25 protein-coding genes are annotated in these 25,192 nt (G+C 72.9%); 11 read left to right on the forward strand and 14 right to left on the reverse strand.

The window, feature by feature from the left end; genetic code table 11:
* Window positions 1-235 precede the first annotated feature (235 nt).
* From J2W20_RS03490 to J2W20_RS03505, 4 genes are all read right to left on the reverse strand, one after another.
* Window positions 236-637, reverse strand: coding sequence for an ankyrin repeat domain-containing protein (locus J2W20_RS03490; protein ID WP_307004567.1), 402 nt, complete (start codon window positions 635-637; stop codon window positions 236-238).
* Complete coding sequence (gene ygfZ / locus J2W20_RS03495) at window positions 634-1,770, reverse strand: CAF17-like 4Fe-4S cluster assembly/insertion protein YgfZ (protein ID WP_307004569.1); 1,137 nt, start codon at window positions 1,768-1,770, stop codon at window positions 634-636. The genes J2W20_RS03490 and ygfZ overlap by 4 nt, the downstream gene beginning before the upstream one ends.
* 67 nt (window positions 1,771-1,837) lie before the next feature.
* Window positions 1,838-2,467, reverse strand: a complete 630-nt coding sequence (locus tag J2W20_RS03500) for an FABP family protein (RefSeq protein WP_307004571.1) — start codon at window positions 2,465-2,467, stop codon at window positions 1,838-1,840.
* A gap of 226 nt (window positions 2,468-2,693) precedes the next feature.
* Window positions 2,694-3,440 (reverse strand): permease, encoded by a 747-nt coding sequence (locus J2W20_RS03505; RefSeq protein WP_307004572.1) that lies wholly within the window; start codon window positions 3,438-3,440, stop codon window positions 2,694-2,696.
* 165 nt (window positions 3,441-3,605) lie between these two features.
* On the opposite strand from J2W20_RS03505, the gene J2W20_RS03510 reads away from it, so the two are divergent.
* From J2W20_RS03510 to asd, 11 genes are all read left to right on the forward strand, one after another.
* Window positions 3,606-4,301 carry a winged helix-turn-helix transcriptional regulator gene (locus J2W20_RS03510; protein ID WP_307004574.1) on the forward strand — a complete coding sequence of 232 codons (696 nt, stop codon included), beginning with the start codon at window positions 3,606-3,608 and terminating at the stop codon, window positions 4,299-4,301.
* Between the two features lie 222 nt (window positions 4,302-4,523).
* Window positions 4,524-5,528 carry a mycothiol synthase gene (gene mshD, locus J2W20_RS03515; RefSeq protein WP_307004576.1) on the forward strand — a complete coding sequence of 335 codons (1,005 nt, stop codon included), beginning with the start codon at window positions 4,524-4,526 and terminating at the stop codon, window positions 5,526-5,528.
* 60 nt (window positions 5,529-5,588) lie between these two features.
* Window positions 5,589-7,853, forward strand: a complete 2,265-nt coding sequence (locus J2W20_RS03520) for an RNA degradosome polyphosphate kinase (RefSeq protein WP_307004578.1) — start codon at window positions 5,589-5,591, stop codon at window positions 7,851-7,853.
* A complete protein-coding gene (locus J2W20_RS03525) occupies window positions 7,850-8,827 on the forward strand; it encodes an NUDIX hydrolase (protein ID WP_307004729.1) in 978 nt (325 codons plus the stop codon). Before J2W20_RS03520 ends, J2W20_RS03525 begins: the two co-directional genes overlap by 4 nt.
* Before the next feature lie 33 nt (window positions 8,828-8,860).
* Window positions 8,861-9,679 (forward strand): thymidylate synthase, encoded by an 819-nt coding sequence (locus J2W20_RS03530; protein ID WP_307004580.1) that lies wholly within the window; start codon window positions 8,861-8,863, stop codon window positions 9,677-9,679.
* Window positions 9,676-10,224 carry a dihydrofolate reductase gene (locus J2W20_RS03535; RefSeq protein WP_307004582.1) on the forward strand — a complete coding sequence of 183 codons (549 nt, stop codon included), beginning with the start codon at window positions 9,676-9,678 and terminating at the stop codon, window positions 10,222-10,224. The genes J2W20_RS03530 and J2W20_RS03535 overlap by 4 nt, the downstream gene beginning before the upstream one ends.
* Before the next feature lie 84 nt (window positions 10,225-10,308).
* Window positions 10,309-11,403: a WXG100 family type VII secretion target gene (locus J2W20_RS03540; RefSeq protein WP_307004584.1), complete on the forward strand. Its 1,095-nt coding sequence runs from the start codon at window positions 10,309-10,311 to the stop codon at window positions 11,401-11,403.
* Between the two features lie 8 nt (window positions 11,404-11,411).
* Window positions 11,412-12,053 carry a hypothetical protein gene (locus J2W20_RS03545; protein WP_307004586.1) on the forward strand — a complete coding sequence of 214 codons (642 nt, stop codon included), beginning with the start codon at window positions 11,412-11,414 and terminating at the stop codon, window positions 12,051-12,053.
* Window positions 12,046-12,423 (forward strand): hypothetical protein, encoded by a 378-nt coding sequence (locus J2W20_RS03550; RefSeq protein ID WP_307004588.1) that lies wholly within the window; start codon window positions 12,046-12,048, stop codon window positions 12,421-12,423. Before J2W20_RS03545 ends, J2W20_RS03550 begins: the two co-directional genes overlap by 8 nt.
* Window positions 12,424-12,466: 43 nt before the next feature.
* A complete protein-coding gene (locus J2W20_RS03555) occupies window positions 12,467-13,147 on the forward strand; it encodes a hypothetical protein (protein ID WP_307004590.1) in 681 nt (226 codons plus the stop codon).
* A gap of 252 nt (window positions 13,148-13,399) precedes the next feature.
* Window positions 13,400-14,527, forward strand: a complete 1,128-nt coding sequence (asd, locus tag J2W20_RS03560) for an aspartate-semialdehyde dehydrogenase (RefSeq protein WP_307004592.1) — start codon at window positions 13,400-13,402, stop codon at window positions 14,525-14,527.
* A gap of 399 nt (window positions 14,528-14,926) precedes the next feature.
* Here asd and J2W20_RS03565 read toward each other — a convergent pair whose 3' ends face one another.
* The 10 genes from J2W20_RS03565 to J2W20_RS03610 all read right to left on the reverse strand — a co-directional run bounded on the left by J2W20_RS03565 (window position 14,927) and on the right by J2W20_RS03610 (window position 25,162).
* On the reverse strand, window positions 14,927-16,048 hold the full coding sequence (locus tag J2W20_RS03565) for a winged helix DNA-binding domain-containing protein (protein WP_307004594.1): 1,122 nt from the start codon (window positions 16,046-16,048) through the stop codon (window positions 14,927-14,929).
* Window positions 16,049-16,248: 200 nt separating this feature from the next.
* A complete protein-coding gene (locus tag J2W20_RS03570; RefSeq protein WP_307004596.1) occupies window positions 16,249-17,538 on the reverse strand; it encodes an acetyl-CoA C-acyltransferase in 1,290 nt (429 codons plus the stop codon).
* The gene (locus J2W20_RS03575; protein ID WP_307004598.1) at window positions 17,535-19,178 is read right to left on the reverse strand and encodes an AMP-binding protein; all 1,644 of its coding nucleotides are present in this window, start codon (window positions 19,176-19,178) and stop codon (window positions 17,535-17,537) included. The genes J2W20_RS03570 and J2W20_RS03575 overlap by 4 nt, the downstream gene beginning before the upstream one ends.
* Window positions 19,179-19,195: 17 nt before the next feature.
* Window positions 19,196-20,377, reverse strand: a complete 1,182-nt coding sequence (locus tag J2W20_RS03580) for an acyl-CoA dehydrogenase family protein (RefSeq protein WP_307004600.1) — start codon at window positions 20,375-20,377, stop codon at window positions 19,196-19,198.
* A gap of 25 nt (window positions 20,378-20,402) precedes the next feature.
* Window positions 20,403-21,545: a 3-hydroxyacyl-CoA dehydrogenase family protein gene (locus J2W20_RS03585; RefSeq protein ID WP_307004602.1), complete on the reverse strand. Its 1,143-nt coding sequence runs from the start codon at window positions 21,543-21,545 to the stop codon at window positions 20,403-20,405.
* 49 nt (window positions 21,546-21,594) lie between these two features.
* Window positions 21,595-22,329 (reverse strand): TetR/AcrR family transcriptional regulator, encoded by a 735-nt coding sequence (locus J2W20_RS03590; RefSeq protein ID WP_307004604.1) that lies wholly within the window; start codon window positions 22,327-22,329, stop codon window positions 21,595-21,597.
* The gene (locus J2W20_RS03595) at window positions 22,326-23,390 is read right to left on the reverse strand and encodes a UDP-N-acetylmuramate dehydrogenase (RefSeq protein WP_307004606.1); all 1,065 of its coding nucleotides are present in this window, start codon (window positions 23,388-23,390) and stop codon (window positions 22,326-22,328) included. The genes J2W20_RS03590 and J2W20_RS03595 overlap by 4 nt, the downstream gene beginning before the upstream one ends.
* Window positions 23,391-23,403: 13 nt before the next feature.
* Window positions 23,404-23,928 carry an MFS transporter gene (locus J2W20_RS03600; protein ID WP_307004608.1) on the reverse strand — a complete coding sequence of 175 codons (525 nt, stop codon included), beginning with the start codon at window positions 23,926-23,928 and terminating at the stop codon, window positions 23,404-23,406.
* Between the two features lie 25 nt (window positions 23,929-23,953).
* Entirely contained in the window at window positions 23,954-24,721 is a 768-nt protein-coding gene (locus tag J2W20_RS03605; protein ID WP_307004610.1) for an MFS transporter, read from the reverse strand.
* 6 nt (window positions 24,722-24,727) lie between these two features.
* Complete coding sequence (locus J2W20_RS03610) at window positions 24,728-25,162, reverse strand: MaoC family dehydratase (protein ID WP_307004731.1); 435 nt, start codon at window positions 25,160-25,162, stop codon at window positions 24,728-24,730.
* Between the last annotated feature and the right edge of the window lie 30 nt (window positions 25,163-25,192).

Consider the following 25,192-nt stretch of genomic DNA (forward strand, 5'->3'; position numbering starts at 1 on the left):
CCCCGGCTCGTCGCACTGGCCTTCTCCCGTCGATTCGCCGCACCCGCGGGCAGCATCATCGGCGGCCCGGTCCCCTGCGGTTCAGATGCCGCAGCCCTCCCCGAGAGGGCAGGCGGCACCCCGAGGTTACCAAAGGGCCGCCCGCGCTGCCGAGGGCGCGGGGAGAACTCCCCATGCCGGGGCCTGAGGCCACCCACGGGGGGACCTCGCGCTGCCGCGGGGCGACCTCGCGGGATCAGCCGGCGGTGCCGAACCTGTCGATGAGGTCCGTTCGGCCGAACATGTGGGCCGCCTGCCGGGCGGTGGGGCTGCCCGCGTCGGGGTCCGCGCCGAGGTCGAGGAGGGCGTCCACCACGTCGGCGTATCCCTTGAACACGGCGCCCGCGAGGGGGGTCTGGCCGCGGTCGTTGGCCATCCCGACGTCCGCCCCGTGCGCGCCCAGGAGGCGGACCGTCTCGGCGTGGCCGTGGTAGGCGGCGAGCATGACGAGCGTGTCCCCCGCCTGGTTGACGAGGGTCGCCGGGGCGCCGGCCTCGAGGTAGGCGCGCAGCACGGGGCCGTCCCCGGCGCGGGCGGCGTCGAAGAGCTTCCCGGCGAGGGCGACGACGTCCTCCGGGATCTGCGCGTCCTCGCTCATGCGTTCCTCCTGAGCAGTCCAGTGGGCCTGCCGACGACCTGGCCGGCGTCGGGGGCGACGATGACTTCCTGGGCGGCCGCGTACTCCTCTCCGTCGGCCTCGCCGCGCACCACGAGGGCGGCGCCGGGGTCCACGGAACGCTTGAGCACAGCGAGCGCTATCGGGCCCATCTCGTGGTGGAGGGCCGCCGAGGTCACAGTGCCGACCGGCCGCGCCCCGGTGTCCGCGCCCGCGGGGACGACGGCGCTGCCAGGCGCCGGGAGGGTGTGTGCGGACCCGTCGAGCTGCAAAAGGGTGAGCCGCCGCGGCGGGTGCCCGAGGTTGTGCACGCGGGCCACCGTCTCCTGGCCCTTGTAGCAGCCCTTCGCGAGGTGCACGGCGGTCCGGAGGAGGTCGAGCTCGTGCGGGATGGTCCGCTCGTCGGTCTCGAGGCCCCAGCGGGGACGCCAGGCGGCGATGCGCAGCGCCTCGGAGGCCATGGTGCCGGCGAGCCCCACGCCGTCGGACTCGAGTGCGGCGGCCGCCTCGGCGAGGCGCGCGCGCTCCACCACGTGCTCGAACCAGGGACGCTCGAGCCCGGGGTGGTGGGCCTCGTCGACCGTGGTGTAGCTGAAGCCGCCGGCCGCGACGTGCGGCCACGGGTCCTCCCACGTCAGGCCGCGACCGCCGGGGGCGAACGGCGCGAGCAGCTCGAGGCGGCGCGTCGCGCCCAGCACGCCCCAGCGCGCCGAGACATCCTCGACCTCGACGCGGAGCATGAACTTCATGGACTCGAGCCACGCCGCGAGGCCCTGCGCCTCGCCGGCCTCGACGAGGAGCCACGCCCGCTCGCCGTCGTCCAGCACACGCGCATCGAACTCGATGCGGCCCTGGACGCTGAGCAGGAGCAGCTCGCTGGACTGGCCCGGCAGCAGGCCGGAGACCTGCTGCGAGGAGAGGGTGGTCAGCCAGGAGAGCCGGTCGGGGCCCGCCACCGTGACGACGCCGCGGTAGGAGAGGTCCACGGCCGCGCGGCCGCCGGCGAGCTCGCGCTGCTCCCGCACCGGGTCTCCGTAGTGGGCGGCGACGCCCTCGTCGGGGCCATGCGCGGCCACCGCGCCGGGTCGTGCCATAAGGGGGGAAGCCTGGGTCATATCCGTTCCAACGAGATCGGGGGCGATTTCACTCCCGCCGCGGCAGTCCGCCGTCCGCAGGGGACGGCTACTCGGCGGGGGCGCGGCCGGATTCGGGCCGGGAGACGCGGTGGAGGATCGCGGAGGCGTGCGGCGCGAGGGGCTCGCCGCCCGCGGCGACATCCCAACGCCAGAAGAGGTCCGAGTTGACGAGCCCGAAGATGCGCGTGGCCGCCTTGTAGTCCCGGGCGTGGGCACCCCGCAGCACGGCGTCGGTGCTCAGCTGGATCTGGGGGCCACGGATCTGGCCGTAGTACAGCTCGGCGATGCTCCCCGGGTGCACGATCGTCACGGTGATGTCGAAGCCGTCGCTGCTGTTGCGCAGGGACTCGACCTCGTCCGCGGAGGTGTAGGCCGGGACGATGTCCGGCGGCCTGAGCCCAGGGCCGCCGTCGGCGTCCTGGACCGGACGGTCCAGCTGCCAGTACCCCGCCTCGGTGGCGAGGGGCCGGATGCGCTTGCCGTCCTCGTCCGCGAGCCAGCTCTCCGCGGTGTACTTCAAATAGGGGAAACCGCTGTGGGCGAACTCGACGTGCTGGACGAAGTGCTCGTCGTCCCCCTCGCCCGCACCGAGCCGGCCGCGGCCCTCCCACTCCCCGATGAGCCACGACAGCGGGACGAGCTCGGGGGTGAGGCCGGACGGGATCTCAATGGGCACGTACTGGCTCCTTGTCCGCGGACGGAGGGGGCTCTAGCTCAGCGCTGGCCCTTGAACAGCTTCCACACGACGAGGCCGGCGAACCAGGCCATGGAGACGGACGCGACGGCAAGGAGGACGAGGAAGAAGATCTCGAAGGCAGCAACGCTCATAGCTGCCATCGTAGCGCCTCGCGGAGGGCCCCCGAGCGTGAGAGGCGCCACAGCGGCCGCGGCCCCCGGGCGGCTCAGACCACCAGCATCCGGTCCAGGAAATAGGCGATCGCACCCACGGCGAACGCCGGCGCGAGGCCCATCGCGACGAAGCCCGCGGCGGCCAGGCGGTCCGGGCGGGCGCTGTTGAGGGCGCGGAAGGCCGCGAGCACCGCGCCGATCACCACGCCCGCGATCGTCGCCGGGAGGACTGCGACGTCGGTCAGGACGAGTCCGGCGAGCGGGGCGGCGAGGCCGGCGAAGACCACGGTGGCCGGCGCGATGATGGTGTCCGGCCAGCGGATCATGCCCAGCAGCAGCGCGACCACGGTGCTGATGGCCGCGACGAGGAGCATCGACCCGGCGCCGGTGAGACGGGCGGTCGCGATCCACCCCGCGCCCAGGCCGCACAGCAGCACCCCGGCGCTCGCCCCGAACGCGGACTCGAGGCGATGGCTCTGGCCTGTCCCCCGGAGGAGCTGGACCACCACCACGGCCATGACGCCCACGGCGATCGCCAGAGGCGTCCACGCGAGGTACTGCGGCCCGGGCACGAACGCCGTCGCGGCGGCCGAGGCCATACCGGCCAGGGAGATGACCGCGCCGTTCGTCTTCTTCGCCGGGATGCCCAGGAAGTGGGGCCAGCCGAAGCCGACGACGACGGACACGGCGGCGACGCCCGCGAACTGTGCCGCGGTGCCTCCGAGGCCCGTGCCGACGGCGACCGCGATGCCGGCGATCGCGACGGCACCGCCCGCCGCGGAGCGGGTCCACGCCCTCATCGGGCCGCCCTCTGGTCTGCGCTAGTCACCCTGCCATCCTGCCTCACGTCGGGTGCGAATGTGACACGTGCTCAGTGGGTGGTGCGGCCGCGCGCCCTATAATCGGCTCATCGGCGAGATAGGCCGCTGCCCGACGCAGTGCAGACAGATCCTTACGGAGGAACCATGTCGCACATCCTGCTCCTGACGAACGCCACCGGCTCGTCAGTCGACATCCTCCCCGCCCTCGAGCTGCTCAACCACCGGGTGCACATCCTCCCGGCCGAGCCGACGGCCCTCTTGGACGCGGACCCCTCGGACGTCATCTTCCTGGATGCGCGCAAGGACCTCGTGGGCTCCCGTTCGCTGACGCAGCTGCTCCGGGCCACCGGCCTCAGCGCACCGCTCATCCTCGTCCTCACCGAGGGCGGGATGGCCGCCGTCTCCCCGGCATGGAGCGTCGACGACATCGTGCTCGACTCCGCCGGCCCCGCCGAGGTCGAGGCCAGGATCCGCCTCGCCACCTCCCGCGCCACAGCGGTGGAGGAGCCCGAGACGGAGATCCGGGCGGCCGGCGTCGTGATCGATGAGGCGAGCTACACCGCCAAGGTGAACGGCGAGGCGCTCAACCTGACGTTCAAGGAGTTCGAGCTCCTCAAGTACCTCGCCCAGCACCCCGGCCGGGTCTTCACCCGCCAGCAGCTCCTCACCGAGGTGTGGGGCTACGACTACTACGGCGGGACCCGGACGGTGGATGTGCATGTGCGGCGGCTCCGGGCGAAGCTGGGCACCGACCACGAGGGCCTGATCGGCACCGTGCGGAACGTCGGCTATCGGCTCACGCTCACCCGCCTGGCCGAGGACGAGCTGAGCGAAGCCTGACGCTCCGGCGCCCGCCCAGGTCACCGGCACGGCGAAGGCCCCGCACTGGTGTGCGGGGCCTTCGTCATGGTGGAGGACATACGGGTCGAACGTATCGAAGCCACCCCACTGGTGGATCCCCCCTGCCCGTCGGCTTCCCGGCGGCAGACGATGACTCTACCGCACGCCCCGGGGCCCGGCAAACCGTACGGATTCACCCGCCCGTTCGCTAGCCTTGCTCCCATGACCAGCGCATACCCGCAGGATTGGCCAGTCACCGTGGTCGAGGGCCGCATCCCCCAGGCACTGTGGGCCGAGGCCCGGGCCCTGCTGGAGGCCGCCGAGGATGCCGACGGCAACCCCTCCCTCTCGGAGCAGACCACCGTGCTGATGAAGTCGCCGGAGACCCGGTCGGAGGAGATCCTGACCGTCGCCGTGCACGCCTTGGACGACACCTCGGGATCCTCGGCGCCCGAGGACCTCGCGGGGATCGCCGGCATCGCCTTCGGCGCGGACGGCGTCGGCGTGGTCGAGCTGGCCGTCCACCCGAACTACCGCAACCAGGGCGTGGGCGTCCGGCTCGTGGAGGCCATCAAGGAGCTGCGCGGCGCCACCGGGCTCGCGGGCCTCAAGGCCTGGTCCCATGGCAACCACGAGGCCGCCGCGGAGCTGGCCACCGCCTACGGGTTCGTCCCCGAGCGGGAACTGTGGAAGATGGTCCTGGTCCGCCGGCCGCACGAGTCGACGCCGCCCCTGCCGGAAGGCGTCCAGATCCGTGCCTTCGAGCCCGGCCTGGACGAGGACGCCTGGCTCGCGGCGAACCGCGCGGCGTTCGCGCACCACCCCGAGCAGGGCCAGCTGCGGCGCAGCGACCTGGAGGCGCGGATGGCCGAGGAATGGTTCGACCCGCAGGGCTTCTTCCTCGCGGTCGACGGCGAGGACCGCATCCTCGGATTCCACTGGACCAAGGTGCACCCCGCCCACGGCGAGCACCGCGCGCTGGGCGAGGTGTACGCGGTCGGCGTGGTCCCCGAGGCACAGGGCCGCGGCCTCGGGCGCGTCCTGACCCTCCAGGGCATCGACTACCTCCACGGGCTGGGTCTCGCCACCGTCATGCTCTACACCGACGCAGACAACATCCCCGCCGTGGCCATGTACCGGCGCCTCGGGTTCACGGTGTGGGACCGGGACATCCTCTACAGCACCGCCCCGGCCGAGGGGGAAGCGCGCGCCACACCGGCCCACTAGGCCCTGCCCTAGTAGGGTTGGATCAGCACCAGACCGCCCCTTGCGCTCCCGGGAGAACCCATGACTGAAGCCGCCCAGAGCAGCAGCCCCGCCGCCGCGCCCTCGCCCGCAGCGGGCACGACGGCGGCCCGCCCCACCCCCGTCTTCGGCTCCTCGGAGGTGCCCGCGGCCCGGGCCACCGAGGACCGCATCTACATTCCGGAGGCCGAGCCGAGCCTGGTCCCCGAGGGCGAGCACGGCCCGGACCGCTTCCTCGACCGCGAGCTGAGCTGGCTCGCGTTCAACGCCCGCGTGCTCGAGCTCGCCGAGGACCCCGACCTGTTCCTGCTCGAGCGGGTCAACTTCCTGTCCATCTTCGCCTCCAACCTCGACGAGTTCTTCATGGTGCGCGTGGCCGGGCTCAAGCGGCGCATCGCGACCGGACTCGCCGTGCCCTCTCCGGCCGGGCTCAGCCCGCACGAGGTGCTCGACCAGATCTCCGAGGCGGCGCACGTGCTCCAGGAGCGCCACACCCGCGTCTTCGCCGAGCAGATCCGCCCGGCCCTCGAGGAGGCGGGCATCCGCCTGGTGTCCTGGGGCGACCTCGGCGAGGCCGAGCACGAGCAGCTCAGCGCGATGTTCTCCGAGCAGGTCTTCCCCATCCTGACCCCGCTCGCCGTGGACCCCGCCCACCCCTTCCCGTACATCTCCGGCCTGTCCCTCAACCTTGCGGTGATCGTGCGCAACCCGGTGAGCGAGAAGGAGCTCTTCGCCAGGCTCAAGGTCCCCGACCAGCTCCCCCGCCTCATCTCGGTGGACGGCCCGCGCGCCGGGAGCCGCCGCAGCGCCCGCTTCATCCCCCTCGAGGAGCTCATCGCCGTCCACCTCGACCAGCTCTTCCCCGGCATGGAGGTGCTCGAGCACCACACGTTCCGGGTCACCCGCAACGAGGACCTCGAGGTGGAGGAGGACGACGCCGAGAACCTCCTCCAGGCGCTCGAGAAGGAGCTCCTGCGGCGCCGCTTCGGCCCGCCCGTGCGCCTCGAGGTCACCACGGACATCAGCCCGAACGTCCTCGCGCTCCTGGTCCGCGAGCTCGGCGTCGAGGAGCCGGAGGTCTACTCCCTCCCCGCGCCGCTCGACCTGCGCGGGCTCTCGGTGATCGCCCGGGTCGACCGGCCCGAGCTGCACTACCCGAAGCAGCTCGCCCACACGTCCCGGTTCCTGAACGAGTCCGAGACCGCCAAGGCCGCGAACGTGTTCGCGGCGATGCGCCGCCGCGACATCCTCCTGCACCACCCCTACGACTCGTTCTCCACCTCCGTGCAGGCCTTCCTCGAGCAGGCCGCGGCGGACCCGAAGGTCCAGGCGATCAAGCAGACCCTGTACCGCACCTCGGGCGACTCCCCCATCGTGGACGCGCTCATCGACGCCGCCGAGGCGGGCAAGCAGGTCCTGGCCCTCGTGGAGATCAAGGCACGCTTCGACGAGCAGGCCAACATCTCCTGGGCGCGCAAGCTCGAGCAGGCGGGCGTGCACGTGGTGTACGGGATCGTGGGCCTCAAGACGCACTGCAAGCTCTCCCTCGTGGTCCGCCAGGAGAACGACGGCCTGCGCCGCTACTGCCACATCGGCACGGGCAACTACCACCCCCGCACCGCCCGGTACTACGAGGACCTCGGCCTCCTCACGTGCGACGAGCAGGTGGGCGAGGACCTGTCCAAGCTCTTCAACCAGCTCTCCGGCTACGCGCCGAAGTCCACGTTCAAGCGCCTCCTCGTGGCCCCCCGCTCGGTCCGCTCGGGCCTGATCGACCGCATCGAGACCGAGATCCGCAACGCCAGGGCCGGCCTGCGCGCGCGGGTGGTCATCAAGGTCAACTCGATGGTCGACGAGGCGATCATCGATGCGCTCTACCGCGCCTCCCAGGCGGGCGTGAGGGTGGACATCATTGTCCGCGGCATCTGCGCGCTGCGGCCGGGCGTGCCCGGACTGAGCGAGAACATCACGGTCCGCTCGATCCTGGGGCGCTTCCTCGAGCACTCCCGGGTCTTCGCCTTCGCCAACGGCGGCAACCCCGTCGTCTACATCGGCTCGGCGGACATGATGCACCGGAACCTGGACCGCCGCGTGGAGGCCCTCGTCCAGCTGCGCAACCGCGAGGACATCGCGGACCTCATCGCGCTGCTCGACCGCTACATGGCGCCCACCACCGCCTCCTGGCACCTGGACCGCGAGGGGCACTGGACCCGGCACCACGTCGACGAGACCGGCCGCCCGCTCGAGGACATCCAGTCCTGGCTCCTCGCCTCGCGCACCCGTCCACGGGCAGTGAGCCTGCGCTGATGTCCGACGCCCCTGTCATCGACCAGGCCGAGCACCCGGGCGAGCAGGTCGCCGTCCGGGCTGCCGGGGCCATCCCTTGGCGGGCCAACGGCGAGGCACTCAAGGTCCTGCTGATCCACCGGCCCCGCTACGACGACTGGTCCTGGCCCAAGGGCAAGCTCGACGCCGGGGAGACGCTGCCGGAGTGCGCCGCCCGCGAGGTCCGCGAGGAGATCGGCGTCGACGCGCGCCTCGGCATCCCCCTGCCCACGGCCCACTACCGGGTGGCGGCCGGCCTCAAGTCCGTCCACTATTGGGCCCTTCGGCTCGAGAAGTCCGTGCCGGTGCGCCCGGACGGGGACGAAGTGGACCAGGTGCACTGGTGCACCCCGGAGGAGGCCGAGCTGCTCCTGAGCAACCAGTCGGACGTCGAACCGCTCCGGGCCCTCGTCCGCGCCCACGAGCAGGGCGCCCTCGCCACGGTCCCGCTCATCCTCCTGCGGCACGCGAAGGCGAAGCCCCGCAGCTCCTGGACCAAGGCCGAGGGAGACCGGACCCTCGCGGCCAGCGGACTCCGCCAGGCCCAGGCCGTGGGGCGGCTCCTGACGGTGTGGAAGCCGGTCCGCGTGGTGACCAGCCCATGGACCCGCTGCGTCGACACCGTGCTCCCCTACGTGCGCGCCTCCCCCACCAAGGTCAAGATGCGCCTCGTGGACGACCTGACCGAGCACCGCGCGTCGAGGAAGCCGCGGAAGGCCGCCGCCGCCGTCGGACGCCTCTTCGACAAGGGCAAGCCGGCCGTACTGTGCACCCACCGCCCGGTCCTGCCGGTCCTCCTGGACGAGTTCCGCGCCCACCTGGACCCCGCGCTCTCGGCGAAGCTGCCCACCTCCGACCCCTACCTGACCCCCGGCGAGCTGATCGTGTTCCACGTGCCGGCCGACGGCCGGCGGGACGTCGTGGCGGTCGAGCAGGTCAAGCCGTACGACGACTGATCGGACCCGACTGATGCGACTAGGCTGGGACGCATGATCCCCACCCCCTATGAGGACCTCTTGCGGGACGTGCTCGCCCACGGCGCCCACAAGGGCGACCGCACCGGGACGGGCACCCGCAGCGTGTTCGGTCGGCAGATGCGCTTCGACCTCGCCGAGGGGTTCCCGCTCGTGACGACCAAGCGGGTGCACTTCAAGTCGGTCGCGCTCGAACTGCTGTGGTTCCTCCGCGGCGACTCCAACGTGCGCTGGCTGCAGGAGCGCGGGGTGACCATCTGGGACGAGTGGGCGGACGACGCCGGCGAGCTCGGTCCCGTCTACGGCGTCCAGTGGCGCTCGTGGCCCACGCCGGACGGCGACCACATCGACCAGATCGCCAAGGTCATGGACTCGCTGCGCACCAACCCGGACTCGCGCCGGCACATCGTCACCGCCTGGAACCCCGCCGAGGTGGACCAGATGGCGCTGCCGCCCTGCCACGCGCTGTTCCAGTTCTACGTCGAGCCCGGCGCGGACGGCGCGCCGGGACGGCTCTCATGCCAGCTCTACCAGCGCAGCGCCGACCTGTTCCTGGGCGTCCCGTTCAACATCGCCTCCTACGCGCTCCTGACCCACCTCGTGGCCGACCAGCTCGGCCTGGGCGTAGGCGAGTTCGTCTGGACCGGCGGGGACTGCCACATCTACGACAACCACCTCGACCAGGTCCGCGAGCAGCTCACCCGCGAGGCGTACCCGGCCCCCCGGCTGGCCATCACGCGCACTCCGGCGAGCATCTTCGACTACCAGTACGAGGACTTCGAGGTGCTCGGCTACCGGCACCATCCCACGATCAAGGCCCCCATCGCCGTATGAGCACCCAGCAGCACGACGCCGGCGGCCGGATCGGGCTCATCTGGGCCCAGACGCAGCAGGGCGGCGTCATCGGCAGGGACGGGACCATGCCGTGGCACGTCCCCGAGGACATGAAGCACTTCGCCGCGACCACCACCGGCCATCCCGTGGTCATGGGCCGGCGCACGTGGGACTCGATCCCCGAACGCTTCCGGCCGTTCTCCGGCCGCACCAACATCGTGGTCACCCGCCAGCCGGGCTGGGAGGCGGGCGGGGCCGTCGTCGTGCATTCGCTCGAGGAGGGGCTGCGCGCCGCCGGGGAGGCCGAGGGCGCCGAGCGCGTGTGGGTGATCGGCGGCGGCGAGCTGTTCGAGCAGGCCCTGCCCCTCGCCGACCTCGCGGTCGTCACCATCCTCGATCTGGACGTCGACGGCGACACGTTCGCACCCGATCTGGGCGCCGGCTGGCAGCTCGGCTCGGTCCTTCCGGACGACGGCGGATGGCTCACCTCTGCCACGGGCGTCCCCTACCGCATCGTCGAGTTCCGCCGGAACCGGGACCACTAGGGCGCGATGGGGAGTCGTCCCCATCGCGCCGCGCGACGTGTCCCGGATAGCGTGAACTGCAGAGACTTCTAGGGGGAGGCAGACGTGGCGATCCAGCAGGGGGCGAACCCGGACGAGCTCCGGGCACTCGGGAAGCAGTTCGCCCTTCGGTCGACGTCGATCAGGAACGCCCAGCGTTCAATCGACCAGCTCACAGCGCGCCTGCCGCAGGTCTGGGCGGGCGGAGACGCCGAGGATTTCGCGCGGCGGTGGGCGCAGGTCCACCGGCCTGCGTTCGCCCAGCTCGCCGCGACGCTCAACGGGGGCGCCACGACGCTCGTGGCCAACGCTGACGCGCAGGAGCGCACGAGCGCCGAGCTGGACGGCGCCTCCCGCGGGGGCGCTGGCGGCGGCGGGAGCGCGTCCGGGATCGACCTCTCGAGTGCGGTGCTCGGGGCGGGAGCGTTTGCCCTCGGTGGCCTGCGCAGCTTCTTGGGCGTGCAGAAGCTCGTCAAGGCCCCGTTCACGCTCCTCAAGCACGGCGCGCAGTACGGGTGGGTCCTGAAGAACGAGCGCGCAGCTTTCATCCGCTCGTTCCAGCAGGGCTTCCACCGCGTCGGCGGCCCAGGCCTCCGGCTCGGCAGGTTCGGCGCCAATGGCCCCCTCGACGAGCTCCTGAGCCAATCGGGCAAGTCCGGCGGCCTCACGGGCGCGCTGACCAAGATCTCCGATGCCACATCCCTGAAGAACCTCGACAAGCTCACTGGCCTCGAGGGCACCTGGGCCTCCAAGTTCCTCGCCGAGAAGCCGTGGATCGGGGCCGGCACCAAGCTCGAATGGCTCGGGAAGTCCGGTCTCGGGCGGACCCTGGGATGGGCCGGCGTGGGGTTCAGCGCGTACGACGCGTACCAGGGCTTCGCCCATGGGGACGCGATGGGGGGCATGGCCGGCTTGGGCAAGGCCGCCCTGGGCGTGGGCTGCTTCCTGCCTCCCCCCGCTGGTACCGTGTGCCAGGTGGCCTCGGTCGGGATCGCGCTGTACGAGAACCGCGAAGCCATCTGGAACGGGACCAAGGCGGTGGCGGGCGCGGTCGCGGACGGCGCGGAGGCCGTCGCCGGCGCCGTCACAGACGGCGCCGAGAAGGTCGGGGGCGCCATCGCCGACGGTGCGAAGTCAGTGGCACACTTCTTCGGGTTCTAGGGGGACTCATGAGCGTAGGAGCAGAGATCGACGAGCCTCGTCTGGGCATTGATGTGGTCGGGTTCGGGGCTGGCGAATTCGCCTACCTGCTGAATGTGTTCAACGGGCCTGCGAGCGACAAGTCCGTCGAGGTGTTCCGGGCCGGGGACGCGGTGTCGGACCAGGCGCTGCTCTCCGCCGGGGCCTCCTCGCTGCTGGCCCGGGGGTACGCCGAGCTGGAGGGCGAGGATCTGGGCGTCTCCGGGGTAGCCGCCGCAGTGGCGGCCTGCCTCGGCGAGGCCACGCACTGGACCGAGATCACGCTCATGACCCGCGAATCCATGGACAGCGTGATCCAGGTGGAGTCCCCGTCCACGCGGCTCCTGTTCCAGCCGCGCCTGCTGGCCACCTGGTTCGTGTTCGCCCAAGATCCGGCGAAGTCGCCCGGCCGGGTGACGGCGGAGATCGTGCGCGAGCATGCGGTGGAGACCGAGGGCGGATCGGCGTCCCTCGCCATCAGGACGCTCGGCGACGAGCGCCGCCTCCTCGTGCGCCCCGACGGGGAACGCTGGACCGTCGGCGTCCCGGACCTCGAGCACGATCGCGTCGCCCAGTCCGAGGATCTGGGGTTCGAGGATCTCGTCGCCTGGATCGAGGGCATGCATGCCTGAGGAGACGAGCGGCCCCGAGCCTGCTGATCAGCCACGACGCCTGAGGCGCCTCGCCGAAGACGGCACCTACGTCGACTACTCACCCGCCGAGTACGGCGTCCGGAAGGACTCGGGCGGCGGCTTCATCGCCCCCATCACCTCCGTGCTCGGGCTCGCGTTCCTGACCCTGCTGGCCACGATCGGCGTTGTCGTCGCCGTCGTAGCCACGGTCTACATGGTCGTCACGGATCAAGCCAACGTGATCGCCGCGTCCTGGTGGGTGTACCTGGTCGTCGCGTTCGTCGCCTGGGCTGCATGGTCGAGCTTCCTGACTGAACTCCGGGCCGCACGCCTCCGGGCGCGGCGTGGGCTTCCTCGCCCCGTCGAGTGAGCCCTTCCGCGCCGGTGCCCCCGCGATGTAGTTAGCTGGAGCCATGACGACGCCGACCCACCGCCCCTCTTCGGACGGCCCCTTGTCGGGAGCCTCATCGGTTGCCGCGCCCGAGCAGATCGGCCTGGGGTTCGCCGAGGTCCTCACCCTGCTCGCGTTCCACGGCGGCGACTCCGTGCCGGCCACCGCTGCTCTCCTCGGCGTCGACCATTACGCGAACGTCGAGGACCTCATCGCCGCCGGGGCCTCGTCTCTCGTGGCGCGCAGCTACGCCCTCGTCGATGCGCGGGGCGAACTGACGGTCGAGGGAGTCGTGGCCGGCATCGCCGTCGCCCTGGGGGCGGCTGAGCGGCGCATGCTCCTCACCCTCGAGGGCTCGGAGTGGACCGACAGGATCGTCCTGCTCGAAGCGCCGGAGGTCTCGATCCTCCTCCGGCCCCGCGCCTACGGGACGTGGTGGGCGCTCCCCCAGCCCGCCGACGTCTCCGGAGCCGAGGCCACGCTCAGCCTCGTGCGCGGCCACCTCGCCGAGCACTCCGCTGGCCGGGTGATCGTCGAACGCCACGTGGAAGGGCAGGGCGTCGCCCTCACCGTCCGGCGTTCGGACGACGGCGGGTGGCTGCTGGGGCAGAAGGTGCCCGGCAGCGGGGAACCCACCGAGTACCCCGCGGACGACGCCGACCTGCTGGTGACCCTCCGGGGCGTGAGGGGCGACCCGTCCTAGGGCGCGATGAGCTCGGCTCCCGCCGCGGCGGATCGGCCACCATGGTCCGCACCCGCCGCGGGGGCGTGGCGCTCGCGGTCATCGCGGGAGTCCTGTTCGCCGTGTGCCCTCCGCCGGGCCAGGCTCCTGATCCCGCCCCGCCCGGTGGTTCCGCAACCGCGGACCGCGGCGGCCGGCGTCCTCCGCGGACCGAGCTACGGGTGAGATGCATCCCACAGGCGGCCCTCCCGGTGCCCCCGTAGAATGGAGGGCATGACTTCTTCGGTAGGCTTCGTCGGCTGGCGTGGCATGGTCGGTTCCGTCCTGATGGAGCGCATGCAGGATGAGGGCGACTTCGCCTCGATCGATCCCGTGTTCTTCTCGACGTCCAACGCGGGCGGCACGGCCCCCGCGTTCGCCGAGGGCGCCGGAGCCCTCCAGGACGCGTACGACCTCGACGCGCTGAAGAAGCTGCCGATCATCGTCACCGCGCAGGGCGGCGACTACACCAAGCAGGTCCACCCGCAGCTGCGCGCCGCCGGGTGGGACGGGCTCTGGATCGATGCGGCGTCGACGCTGCGCATGAACGAGGACTCGATCATCGTCCTCGACCCCGTGAACCGGAAGGTCATCGACGAGGCCCTCGCCTCCGGCGTGAAGGACTTCGTGGGCGGCAACTGCACCGTCTCCTGCATGCTGATGGGGCTCGGCGGGCTGTTCCGCAACAACCTCGTGGAATGGGGCACGTCCATGACGTACCAGGCCGCCTCCGGCGGCGGCGCGCGGCACATGCGCGAGCTCCTCACCCAGTTCGGCACGCTCAACGGCGCGGTGGCCGCGGAACTGTCCGACCCGGCGTCGGCCATCCTCGAGATCGACCGGAAGGTGCTCGCGGCCCAGCGCGGCGGCGTCGACGCGACCCAGTTCGGCGTCCCCCTCGCCGGCTCCCTCATCCCGTGGATCGATGCCGACCTCGGCAACGGCCAGTCCAAGGAGGAGTGGAAGGCCGGCGTCGAGACCAACAAGATCCTCGGAACCGGCGCGGGCGCGCCGATCGAGCCGGTGATCATGGACGGCCTCTGCGTGCGGATCGGGGCCATGCGCTCGCATTCGCAGGCCCTCACGCTGAAGCTGCGCGAGGACCTCTCGGTGGACGAGATCGAGCGGATCATCGACGCCGACAACGAGTGGGCCCACGTGGTGCCCAACGAGAAGCAGGCCTCGATGGACCAGCTCACCCCCGTCGCCGCGTCCGGCACCCTCGACATCCCCGTGGGCCGCATCCGCAAGCTCGAAATGGGGCCGGAGTACATCTCGGCGTTCACCGTGGGCGACCAGCTCCTGTGGGGTGCGGCCGAGCCCCTGCGCCGCATGCTCAAGATCGCCACCGGGACGCTCTGAGGACTCCCTCCGACGGCTGAGGTCCTGCGATACAGACGGCCCTCGACCGCATGGACGGTGCTGACCTGCACCGGTCGTGCGGTCGGGGGCCGTTCGTGTGTGCTGCGCATCAGCTGGCGAGCTCTGCAGCCCGGGCGAACCCGGCACGGACCTTCGCCGCGATCGTGCCCGGCGTACGGAGATCCGCCCAGCAGACGCGGACGACAACCCAGCCGGCCGCGGCCAGCGCGTTCTCCCGCCTCCACGCGGACCGCCTCCGCGCCACGACGTCCCGCAATCGTTCCCGGGCGCCCAAGCGGTCCTCGAGCCCACGATCGGTCCTCGGGCCACGATCGGTGCTGGGCAGCACCGATCATACGGGACAGCACCGATTGTGCCCCGGCTGAGGAATCGCGGGCCCTACCGCGCCCAGTAGGACTCGATCCGGGCTACCGCTCTGTCCAGCGCCGCCGAGGCGGCCGGGCCGAGGTCCTCGAAGAGCTCCGGCTCCACGCGCGGCCCACCGGGCCGGCCGCCCTTGGTCCACGTGCCCACCGCACGGCCGCCTACGGTGACCATCGCCTTGAACGTCCCGTTGAGTCCGGGGATCAGCCTCTGGAGGTAGGGCTCCGGGATCGCCACGGAGCGGTCCGGATAGCCGATGGCCAGCTCGTCGAAGCCGGGCACCGCGACCACCGCGCGGGCTCCGGCCCGCGAGTCCGCGAGCGCGGCGATCTCGGGCGCACAGGCGAGGACGCGCCCCTGCCAGGCCACCTGCTCGGCCCGCGCCGCCGCGGCTGCGAAGGGTCCGCGCACCGCGCCGAGCGGCTGGCCGAGCCACCAGGCGAAGTCCCGCTCGTCGACCGGCCCATGTGAGGAGATGTACCGCTCGGCGAGGTGCTCGAGGGCGTCGTCCCCTGTGAGGCCGGCGGCGGCCGGCAGCCACTCGTCCGCGAGCCGGAACTCCTGCTGCCGCCCCCGCAATGGCCCCTGCACGAGCACCAGGCGGTGGCTCAGGATCGAGATCAGGTGGATGCCGCGCTGGGCCGCAGTGGGCTGCCCGGCGGCCTCGAACGCCTCGAAGAGTTCGGCGCGGGTCAGCCCGGCCCCGCCCGAGAGCCTGCTCTCAGCGGCCTTGCGGACCACCGCGACGTCCTCCTCGCTGATCGCGAGGTCCCGGTGGCGAGCCGCGGCCGAGCGCATCACCCGCTCGTGCGCGAGCCCCACGAACATCCGCACGTCCTCGGCCGCCACGGTGAACAGCGTGCCCCGCATGGTCCACGTGCGCACGATCGCGCCGCGCGCCAGCGCAGCCGCCACGCCGGAGGCGGTGGCCGCCCGCGTCCTGAGTCCGACCGCGAGGAGACCCGACTGGAGGTCCTGGCTCTGCAGCGCTCCCATGCGGCGCACCGCGGAGACCGGGTCAGGCGCAGGCCCCACCTGGTCCCCCGCGGGGGCGACCGGAAGCAGCCCCTGCGCGGCGAGCCTGAGGCGCGCCACCGTCGTCGTGCGCAGCCCTCGCTGCCTCTCCGAAGACTCCATGCGTCCATGGTGCCCCGGGATGCGGACAGGACTCGTCCTGATCCGCCCGGGAAAGTCTGAGAGTCAGGTTCTGGGAGTCACATCAGGTGACCCGCAGAAGCTGACCCCCAGAAGCTGACCCCCAGGACGTGACCCGCAGAAGCTGACTCTCAGAAGGTGACTTTCAGACGCGCCCAGGGGGCTGGGTGTCGGGCGGGCGGTCAGCGCTCGAGGAGCAGCGCATCGCCCTGCCCGCCGCCGCCGCACAGCGCCACGGCGGCGCGTCCGGAGCCACGGCGCAGCAGCTCGTGCACGGCCGTGACGACCACGCGCGCGCCGGAGGCGCCGATCGGGTGCCCGATCGCGATCGCCCCGCCGTTGACGTTCACGCGGTCCATCGGCACGCCGAGCAGCGCCGCGGAATGCGCGGCCACGGACGCGAAGGCCTCGTTGACCTCGACGAGGTCCAGATCGTCCGCAGACCAGCCCTCGCGCCCGAGCGCCGCTGAGATGGCCTTGGCCGGCTTGTCCGGGAGCGTCGTGTCCGGTCCGGCGATCTGGCCGTGCGCGCGCACGACGGCGAGCACCTCCAACGCGCGCCGCTCGGCTTCCGCGCGGGTCGTCAGCACGAGCGCCGAGGCCCCGTCGGAGATGGGCGAGGCGTTCCCCGCGGTGACGGTCCCGTCCGGGGAGAAGGCGGGCCGCAGCTTCGCCAGGGTCTCGGGGGTCGAGTCGGGCCGGATGCCCTCGTCCTCGGCGACCTCGAGCACGGCGCCCTTGCGCTGCGGGACCTTGACGGGGACGATCTCGGCCGCCCAGACCCCGGCGGCGGCCGCGGCGCCGGCGCGCACGTGGGAGGCCGCAGCGACGGCGTCCGCCTCCTCCCGCGTGAGCCCGAGTTCCGCGTTGGCGCGGTCGGTGGCGAGCCCCATGGCCTCGTGGTCGAACGCGTCCGTGAGGCCGTCGTGGGCGGTGGCGTCGAGGAGCTCCATCGGGCCGTAGGCGGTCCCGGCGCGCGTCCCGGCCAGCAGGCGCGGCGCCTGGCTCATGGACTCCTGGCCGCCGGCCACGACGATGCGCGCGTCGCCGAGGCGCAGCATGCGCGCGGCCTCGATGACGGCGGACAGGCCGGAGAGGCACACCTTGTTGACGGTGGCCGCGGGCGCGGTGAGCGGGATCCCGGCCGCGGCCGCGGACTGCCGGGCGGGGTTCTGGCCCGCACCGGCCTGCAGGACCTGGCCCATCACCACGGCATCGACGTCGCCGGCCGCAACCCCGGCGCGCCCCAGGGCCCCGGCGATGGCGGCCGCGCCGAGCTCCACCGCGGACAGCGAGGAGAGCCGGCCGAGCAGCTTGCCCTGCGGGGTGCGGGCCGCGCCGACGATCACCACGTCCTCGGGGGCGCCCGGCGCAGGGACATGACCCCTCACCGTTGAGGGGTCATGTCCCTGCGTTGAGGGGTCATGTCCCTGCGCGGCGGCGCCTGCATTCTGGGTCTCGGGGGTGCTCATCGTGCTCCTTCCGCGGCCGCCAGGGCGCGCAGTTCGTGCTTGAGGGTCTTGCCCGTGGAGGTCTTGGGCAGCTGGTCGGTGAAGTGGATCTCGCGCGGGACCTTGAACCCGGCGAGGACCCCCCGGACGTGCCCGGACAGGGCGTCCGCGGTGAGCTGCGACGTGCCCGCGCGGACCACGAACGCCACGGGGCGCTCGCCCCACCGGGGATCCGGCATGCCGATCACGGCGACGTCGAGCACCTCGGGGTGCGAGACGATGGCCTGCTCGACCTCGATCGTCGAGATGTTCTCGCCGCCGGAGATGACGATGTCCTTCGCCCGGTCCTTGAGCTGGATGTAGCCGTCGGGGTGCATGACACCGAGGTCGCCGGTGTGGAACCAGCCGCCGGCGAACGCGCGCTCGGTCGCCTCGGGGTCCTTGTAGTAGCCGAGCATGACGTTGTTGCCGCGCAGCACGATCTCGCCGAGGGTCTCGCCGTCGGCGGGGACATCCCGGAGCCCGCCGGCCGTGCCGACCTCCACGACCCGGGCCGTCTCGGCCTGGACCATCCCCACGCCCTGGCGGGACAGCTTCGCGGCGCGCTCGTCCGCGGGGAGGCCGTCCCACGCCTCCTGGTACTCGCAGATCGTGTAGGGCCCGTAGACCTCGGTGAGCCCGTACACGTGCACCACCTGCACGCCCAGATCCGAGAGCCGGCGGATGATCGTGGGCGAGGGCGGCGCCCCCGCCGTCGTGATCCGCAGCGGGCCGGCGCCGCGGGCCGCGAGCGCGTGCGCCTGCTCGGCGTCGGCGATGATCGAGCACACGGTGGGCGCCCCGCACAGGTGGGTCATGCCGTCGTCGAGCGCGGCCCAGACGGGCTCTGGCCGGACCGCCCGCAGGCACACGTGGGTCCCGGCCGCGGCGGTGACGGCCCACGGCGTGCACCAGCCGTTGCAGTGGAACATCGGCAGGGTCCACAGGTACCGCGTGTCCCCGTCGAAGCCCTGGTGGTGGGCCTCGCCCAGGGCGTTGAGGTAGGCGCCCCGGTGGGAGTACAGCACTCCCTTGGGCCTGCCCGTGGTGCCCGAGGTGTAGTTGAGGGTGATCGGCGCCTGCTCGTCGTCGACGCCCCACGGCAGGTCCGGCCCGTCCGGGGCGCCCGCGAGGAAGTCCGCGTACAGCTCGCGCACGACGCCGGCCGCCTCCTCGCGGGGGCCCGTCGCCGGGGCGCCGGCCTCGCTGTCGGGGACGACGACGACCGGCACCCGGGCGGCCGGTCCGCCCAGGTCCGCGACCCCGTCGACCGTCGCGAGCAGTTCCGCGTCCGCGAAGAGGAGGGCGGCCTCGGAGTGCTCGAGGATGTACTTGACCTCGTGGGCCGCGAGGCGCGTGTTGAGGGCCACGAGCACCCCTCCGGCCAGCGGCACGGCGAAGTGCGCGATGAGCAGCTCGGGGACGTTCGGGGCAATGAACGCGACGCGGTCGCCAGGCTGGATCCGGGCCGCGAGGGCCTTGGCGAGGCGCTGGGCCTCGGCGCCGAACTCGGCGTAGGTGTAGCGGCGGGGCCCGTGCTCGATCGCGGTCCTGCCGGGGAAGACTGCTGCGGAGCGCTCGAGGAACCGCAGGGGGCTCAGCGCCGAGTAGTTGGCCTGCATCGGGTGTCCTCCGCCGCTCAGGCGAACGCGCCCACGCCGGTCACGTCGCGCCCGATCAGGAGGGCCTGGACGCTCTCGGTGCCCTCGTAGGTGTGGATCGACTCGATGTCCATCATATGGCGCACCACGTGGTTCTCGAGGAGGATGCCGTTGCCGCCGAGGAGGTCGCGGGCTGTCGATGCGATGAAGCGGGCCTTGCGGGTGTTGTGGTACTTGGCCATGGACGCCTGCGTGGGCCGCATCCGGCCCTCGGCGTCGAGGCGTGCGAGGTGGACGCAGTGCAGCTGCATGCTCGTCAGCTCGGCGAGCATCTGGGAGAGGCGGTCCTGGACGAGCTGGAACTTCGCGAGCGGCTTGCCGAACTGGACGCGCTGCCCGGCGTAGGTCACGGCGGCCTCGTAGGCGGCCGTCGCGTGCCCCAGCGCGGACCAGGCCACGCCGAGACGGGTCGCCACGAGCACCTTGGAGGTGTCCTTGAACGTCTTGGCCCCCGGGAGGACGTTCTCGGCCGGGATGCGCGCACCCTGCAGGCGGATGCGGGCCTGGTGGATCGCGCGGAGCGAGCCCTTGCCCTCGATCACCTCGGCCTCGTAGCCGGGAGTGTCCTGCGGGACGAGGAAGCCGCGCACGCTGCCCTCCTCGTCGCGGGCCCACACCACCGTGATGCCGCCGGAGGCGCCGTTGCCGATCCACTTCTTCTCGCCGTCGAGGACCCACTCGTCCCCGTCGCGGCGTGCGGTGGTCTCGAGCGAGACCGAGTCCGAGCCGTGGTCCGGCTCCGTGAGGGCGAACGAGCCGAGCTCCTCTCCCCGGGCGAGCGGCCCGAGCCAGCGCTCCTTCTGCTCCTCGGAGCCGTGGAAGGCGATGGAGCGGAGGGCGAGGCCGCCCTGCACGGCCACGACGGTGCCGAGGGAGCCGTCGCAGCGGGAGATCTCCATGTTCACGAGGCCCGCGGCGAGGGGGCTCATGGGCTCGAGGCCGGGGACCCCGATCCCGTCGGCGAGGAGGTTCAGCTCCCCCATCCGCTTGACGAGGTGCAGCGGGTACTCGGCGCGGTCCCAGTACTCGTTCATCCGGGGCAGGGCCTCGTCGCTGAACGCGCGGGCGCGGTCCCAGTGGGCGCGGTCCTCGGCGGGCAGGTCCTCGAACGCCGCGTAGTAGTCGGTGTCGAGGGCGGCGGAGACGTCGTAGTCGGGCATGGGGATCCTTCGAGGGAGTGAGGGTTCAGGACTGGGCTGCGAGGAGCGGGGTGAGGCCGCCGGCCGGGTAGTTGGCGCCGAGCACCATGCACCGGTCGAGGTCTTCGGCCGAGGCGACGATGCCCTCGGCGAGCATGATGCCGACCTCCTCGGCGAGGGCTGCGCGCACACGCTCGAGGACGCGCGCCTGGTCCACGCGCTCCCCCGTGCCGGTGCCGGCCCGCGCCGGAAGGAGGGCGGCCGCCTCCGGTGCGAGCCCGCCGTCGTCCGCGAGCAGGCGTCGCACGCCGGCCTCGGCCGCGGCGGCGAGCCACGGCGAGAGCGGGAACCGGTCCGGGTAGGCGCGGTGCATGGTGGCACAGATGTGCTGCTGGACGGCCGTGCCGATGTAGTCGATCAGCGTGAGCGGGGTCATCGGCAGGCCCCAGAGGGCGAGGGCGAGGTCGACGGCGAGCGGGTCGCCTCCCGCGGCGGCCGCCGCCTCGGCCTCGGCCAGGACCTCCCCGAAGAGCCGGGTGAGGAGGCGGTTGACGACGAAGCCCGGGGCGTCCGCGACCGGGACGGCGGTCTTGCCGAGGGCGGCCGCGAGGCGCGCGGCGTCGGCCATCGCGGCATCGGAGGCGACCGGGGTGCGGACGAGCTCGAGGAGGGGCAGGACCGCGACGGGGTTGAAGAAGTGGAAGCCGATGACGCGCTCGGGATGCTCGAGGCCCTCGGCCATCGCCTCGACCGAGAGCGAGGAGGTGTTGGTGAGCAGGAGCGAGTCCGGGGCGAGGGCGGACTCGGCGGCGGAGAACACGGCGCGCTTGACGTCGAGTTCCTCGAACACGGCCTCGATGACCGCATCGCAGCCGGCGAAGTCTGCGGGGTCGGTGGTGCCGGTGATGAGGGCGGCGATCTCGGCGGCCTCTCCGGCTGCGAGGCGTCCCCTGGCCTCGGCGCGGTCGAGGCGGGCGCGGATGCCGGCCCGGGCGGCCTCGACGCGGTCGGCGGACAGGTCGCTCATGGTCACGGGCACGCGCAGCTGCTGCGCGAACAGCGTGGCGAGCTGGCTCGCCATGAGGCCCGCCCCGATCACGCCGATCGAGCGCACCGGGCGGGGGACGGGGGATGCTGCGGGGCGAGCGGATCCTGCGGGGGCTGCGGAGGCGGCGGCGGTGTGGGACACACCACCATGAAACCGTGAAACTCAGTGTCAGGTCAACTGAAACCGAGTGTCAGGCGTTCGGGGGTCCCCCGAGGGCCTCGCGGATCCTCCGGGCGACGTCCGCGGGCGGCGCCGAGCGCGGGAAGACGGCGACCACGACGTCGTCCGGGGCGCCGGCGGACGGAGGGCCGGCGGACGGGCCGGCGGCGGGCGCGGGGCCCGCGTCGCCCGCCCGGGTCTCGGCCGGGGCGACGCCGTAGAGGCGGCGCACGGCGTCCAGCTCGGTCCGCAGGCGCGCGGCGTCGAATCCGGGCTCGCCGCGCATGAGCTGGCGCAGGCAGTAGTTGTGGGTGGCGATGACGGTCGAGGCGAAGCGGACCGCGTCGAGGGGCGCGATGCCCGGGACGGCACCGCGGAGGTAGCGCTGGAAGAGCCGCTCGTAGCGGAACGTGGTCACGAGCTCCTTGTCGCGCAGGCCCGGCTCGCGGTTGACCACCCGGTAGCGCAGCTGTGCCAGATCGCCGAGCGCCGCGAAGTGCTCGAACACGAGCCCCGCGGCGCGGCACACGGCCTCCCAGGGGTCGCGGTGGGGCCCGGCGAGGAAGGCCTCGGCCTGCTCGAGGAGCGTGTCGTGGTCGGCGAAGACCACGTCCTCCTTGGAGCGGAACTGGCGGAAGAACGTGCTCCGGGACAGGCCCGCGGCGGCGGCGATCTGGTCCGCGCTCGTGGCCTCGTAGCCGTGCTCGGCGTAGAGCCGCACGGCGGCCGCCGCGACGTCGAGGCGCCGGCCGGCTGCATCGCTCACAGCTCGAGCCCGATGAGGAGGGGCTCGTTGTGCAGCTCGATCCCGAAGCGGGCCCGGACCCCGTCGCGCACCTCGCGGGCGAGGGCCAGGAGGTCCTTGGCGGTCGCGTCCCCACGGTTGGTCAGGGCGAGTGTGTGCTTTGTCGACAGCGAGGCCCGGCCGCCGGTGACGCTGTCCGCGTCCAGGCCGTAGCCCTTGGGGAAGCCCGCGTGCTCGATGAGCCAGGCCGCGGACGTCTTCACGAGTCCCGCGCCGGCCGGGTACCGCGGGGCGCCCTCGGGCAGGGACGCGGCCTCCGCCTCGGCGAGCACGGGGTTGGTGAAGAAGGAGCCGGTCGAATAGGTGTCGCGGTCCGCCGGGTCCAGGACCATGCCCTTGGAGCCGCGCAGGCGCAGGACCTCGCGCCGGACGTCCGTCGCGTAGGCGCGCTGTCCCGGCTCGACGCCGAGGGCCCGGGCGAGCTCGGCGTACCGCACGGGTGCCCCCATGCGTCCGAGTGCCAGCTGGAACTCGACCGTGAGGACCACGTACCGGGGCGAGCCATTGGCGGTGGTCCGCTTGAGGACCGAGTCGCGGTAGCCGAAGGCCAGCTCCGACGGGACGAAGGTCTTCACGGCGCTCGCCTCGCGGTCCCACGTGCGCACCTGCCAGACGGTCTGCGAGACGTCCTGCCCGTACGCCCCCACGTTCTGCACGGGAGTGGCGCCGGTGGAGCCCGGGATGCCGGAGAGTGCCTCGATCCCGCTCCACGCTTGGTGCACCGCGTGGTCCACGAGCGCGTCCCACGAGTGCCCCGCCTGGACCCTGACGGACACTCCCCCGCACGTGTCCGCGGAGTTGACCTCGAGGCCCTCGGAGGCGATCTTCAGCACGGTCCCGGGGTAGCCGTCGTCGGAGACGAGGAGGTTCGAGCCGCCGGCGATGATGAGCAGGGGCTCCCCCGCGGAGTCGGCCGTGCGCACGGCGTCGATGATCTCGGCCTCGCTGTGGGCTTCCTCGAAGCGCGCGGCCGGGCCGCCCACGGCAGAGGTGGTCAGGGAGGACAGGAGGGTCTGGCTCACCCGTCCAGCTTAGTCACACGGCCGGCACGGGCCGGCGGGCCGCCTGCCCGGCGAGCACCACGCTGACCACCACGAAGAGCAGGACGGTCAGCAGCGAGTAGCGCACTCCGGTGAACTCGGCCACGAAGCCCAGCAGCGGCGGCCCGCACAGGAACGCGCCGTAGCCGATCGTGGAGACCACCGAGACGCGGGCGGCGGCATGGAGCGGATCGTCCGCGGCGGCGGACATCCCGACCGGGAAGCCGAGCGAGGCCCCGAGCCCCCAGACCACGAGCCCGGCGAACGCGAGCCACAGCGCGGGCGCGAGCACGAACACGGCGAGCCCGAGCAGCGCGAGCACCCCGCAGGCCCGCAGCGCGGTCACGCGGCCATGCCGGTTGAGCACCGGCGTGCCGAGGAACCGGCCCGCGGCCATCGCGCACACGAACACGCTGTAGCCCACCGCGCCCACGGCCTGGGAGACTCCGTAGCCGTCCGCGAGCGCGAGCGCGACCCAGTCGCCCGCCGCGCCCTCGGCCAGCGCGAGCCCGAGGACCATCACGCCCAGCAGGACGGTGCGGCGGTCACGCCAGGCCGCCGCGACCTGCGCCCGGCCGCCCGGGCCCTCGGAGACGGTTCCGGTGGGGGCGGCACCCTCGGCCTCGCCGCGGGGGGGCGAGCACGGACGACGGCGGGTGCTCCCCGGCGGCGGGGACGGCGCCGTCGTGCGCGGTGCCGGCAGCGCGGTCGGCGCGCAGGAAGGTCCCGGCGACCGCGACGGCCCCGGCGACCACAATCCCGGCGGCGCCAAGATGCCACGCGAGGGGCACGGCGGCGGCCGCGGCCCAGGTGCCGACCACCGCGCCGAGGACCGTGCCGAGGCTGAAGGCGCCGTGCAGCCTGGGCATGATGAACCGGCGCAGGGCGCGCTCCACGGCGGCTCCCTCGACGTTGGACGCGGTGTTCCAGCTCGCGGTCCCGAGGCCGATCACCGCGAACCCCACGGCCGCGGCCACCGGCGAGCGGGCCACCGACGCCCCGAGGCCGAGCGCCAGGAGGCCGGCGCCCACCAGGATCGAGCCGGCCTGGATGGTGCGGGCCGAGCCGAGCCGGATGACCACGAGCCCCGACGCCGAGACCGAGGCGAAGGAGGCCAGGGTCATGCACAGCAGGAGCAGGCCGACGCCGCCCGGGCTCAGGCCGAGGTCGCTGCGCAGCGCGGGGACCCGGGAGACCCAGCTCGAGAAGGCGACGCCGCTCGCGCCGTAGGCGACGATGACCGCGAGGTGCCAGCGCCGGACCTCGGCGGGCACGGGCGCCGCTGGCGTCCGCGGCGCTGACAGCCAGGCCATGGCCCGCTAGGCCAGCCGGACGAGCGCCTGCGCCTTGGTCAGCACCCGCTGGCCTGCGCTGGTGACGGCGAGGTCGATCCGCGCCGTGCGCGCCTCGGGGTCCAGGGCCCCGACGGTTCCGACGACCTCGAGGACCGCGCCGGGCTCCTCAGTACCGGTCGTGTCCTGGACGGGGACGGGCTTGGTGAAGCGCGTCTGGTAGTCCAGCACGGCGCCCGGGTCCCCGGCCCAGTCCACGACGAGCTGGACGGCGGCGCCCATCGTGAACATGCCGTGCGCGATCACGCCCGGCAGCTCGACGGCGACGGCGAAGTCGTTGTTCCAGTGGATCGGGTTGAAGTCCCCCGAGGCCCCGGCGTACCGGACGAGGTCCGCGCGGGTCACGGCGACCTCGCGGCGGCCGATCTCGAGGCCCTTCTCGAGCTGGTCGAACACGGGCATCACGGCGCTGGCGGGCTGGACGCTGTCCTC

The organism is Sinomonas atrocyanea, from assembly GCF_030812675.1.
Classification (GTDB): domain Bacteria; phylum Actinomycetota; class Actinomycetes; order Actinomycetales; family Micrococcaceae; genus Sinomonas; species Sinomonas atrocyanea_B.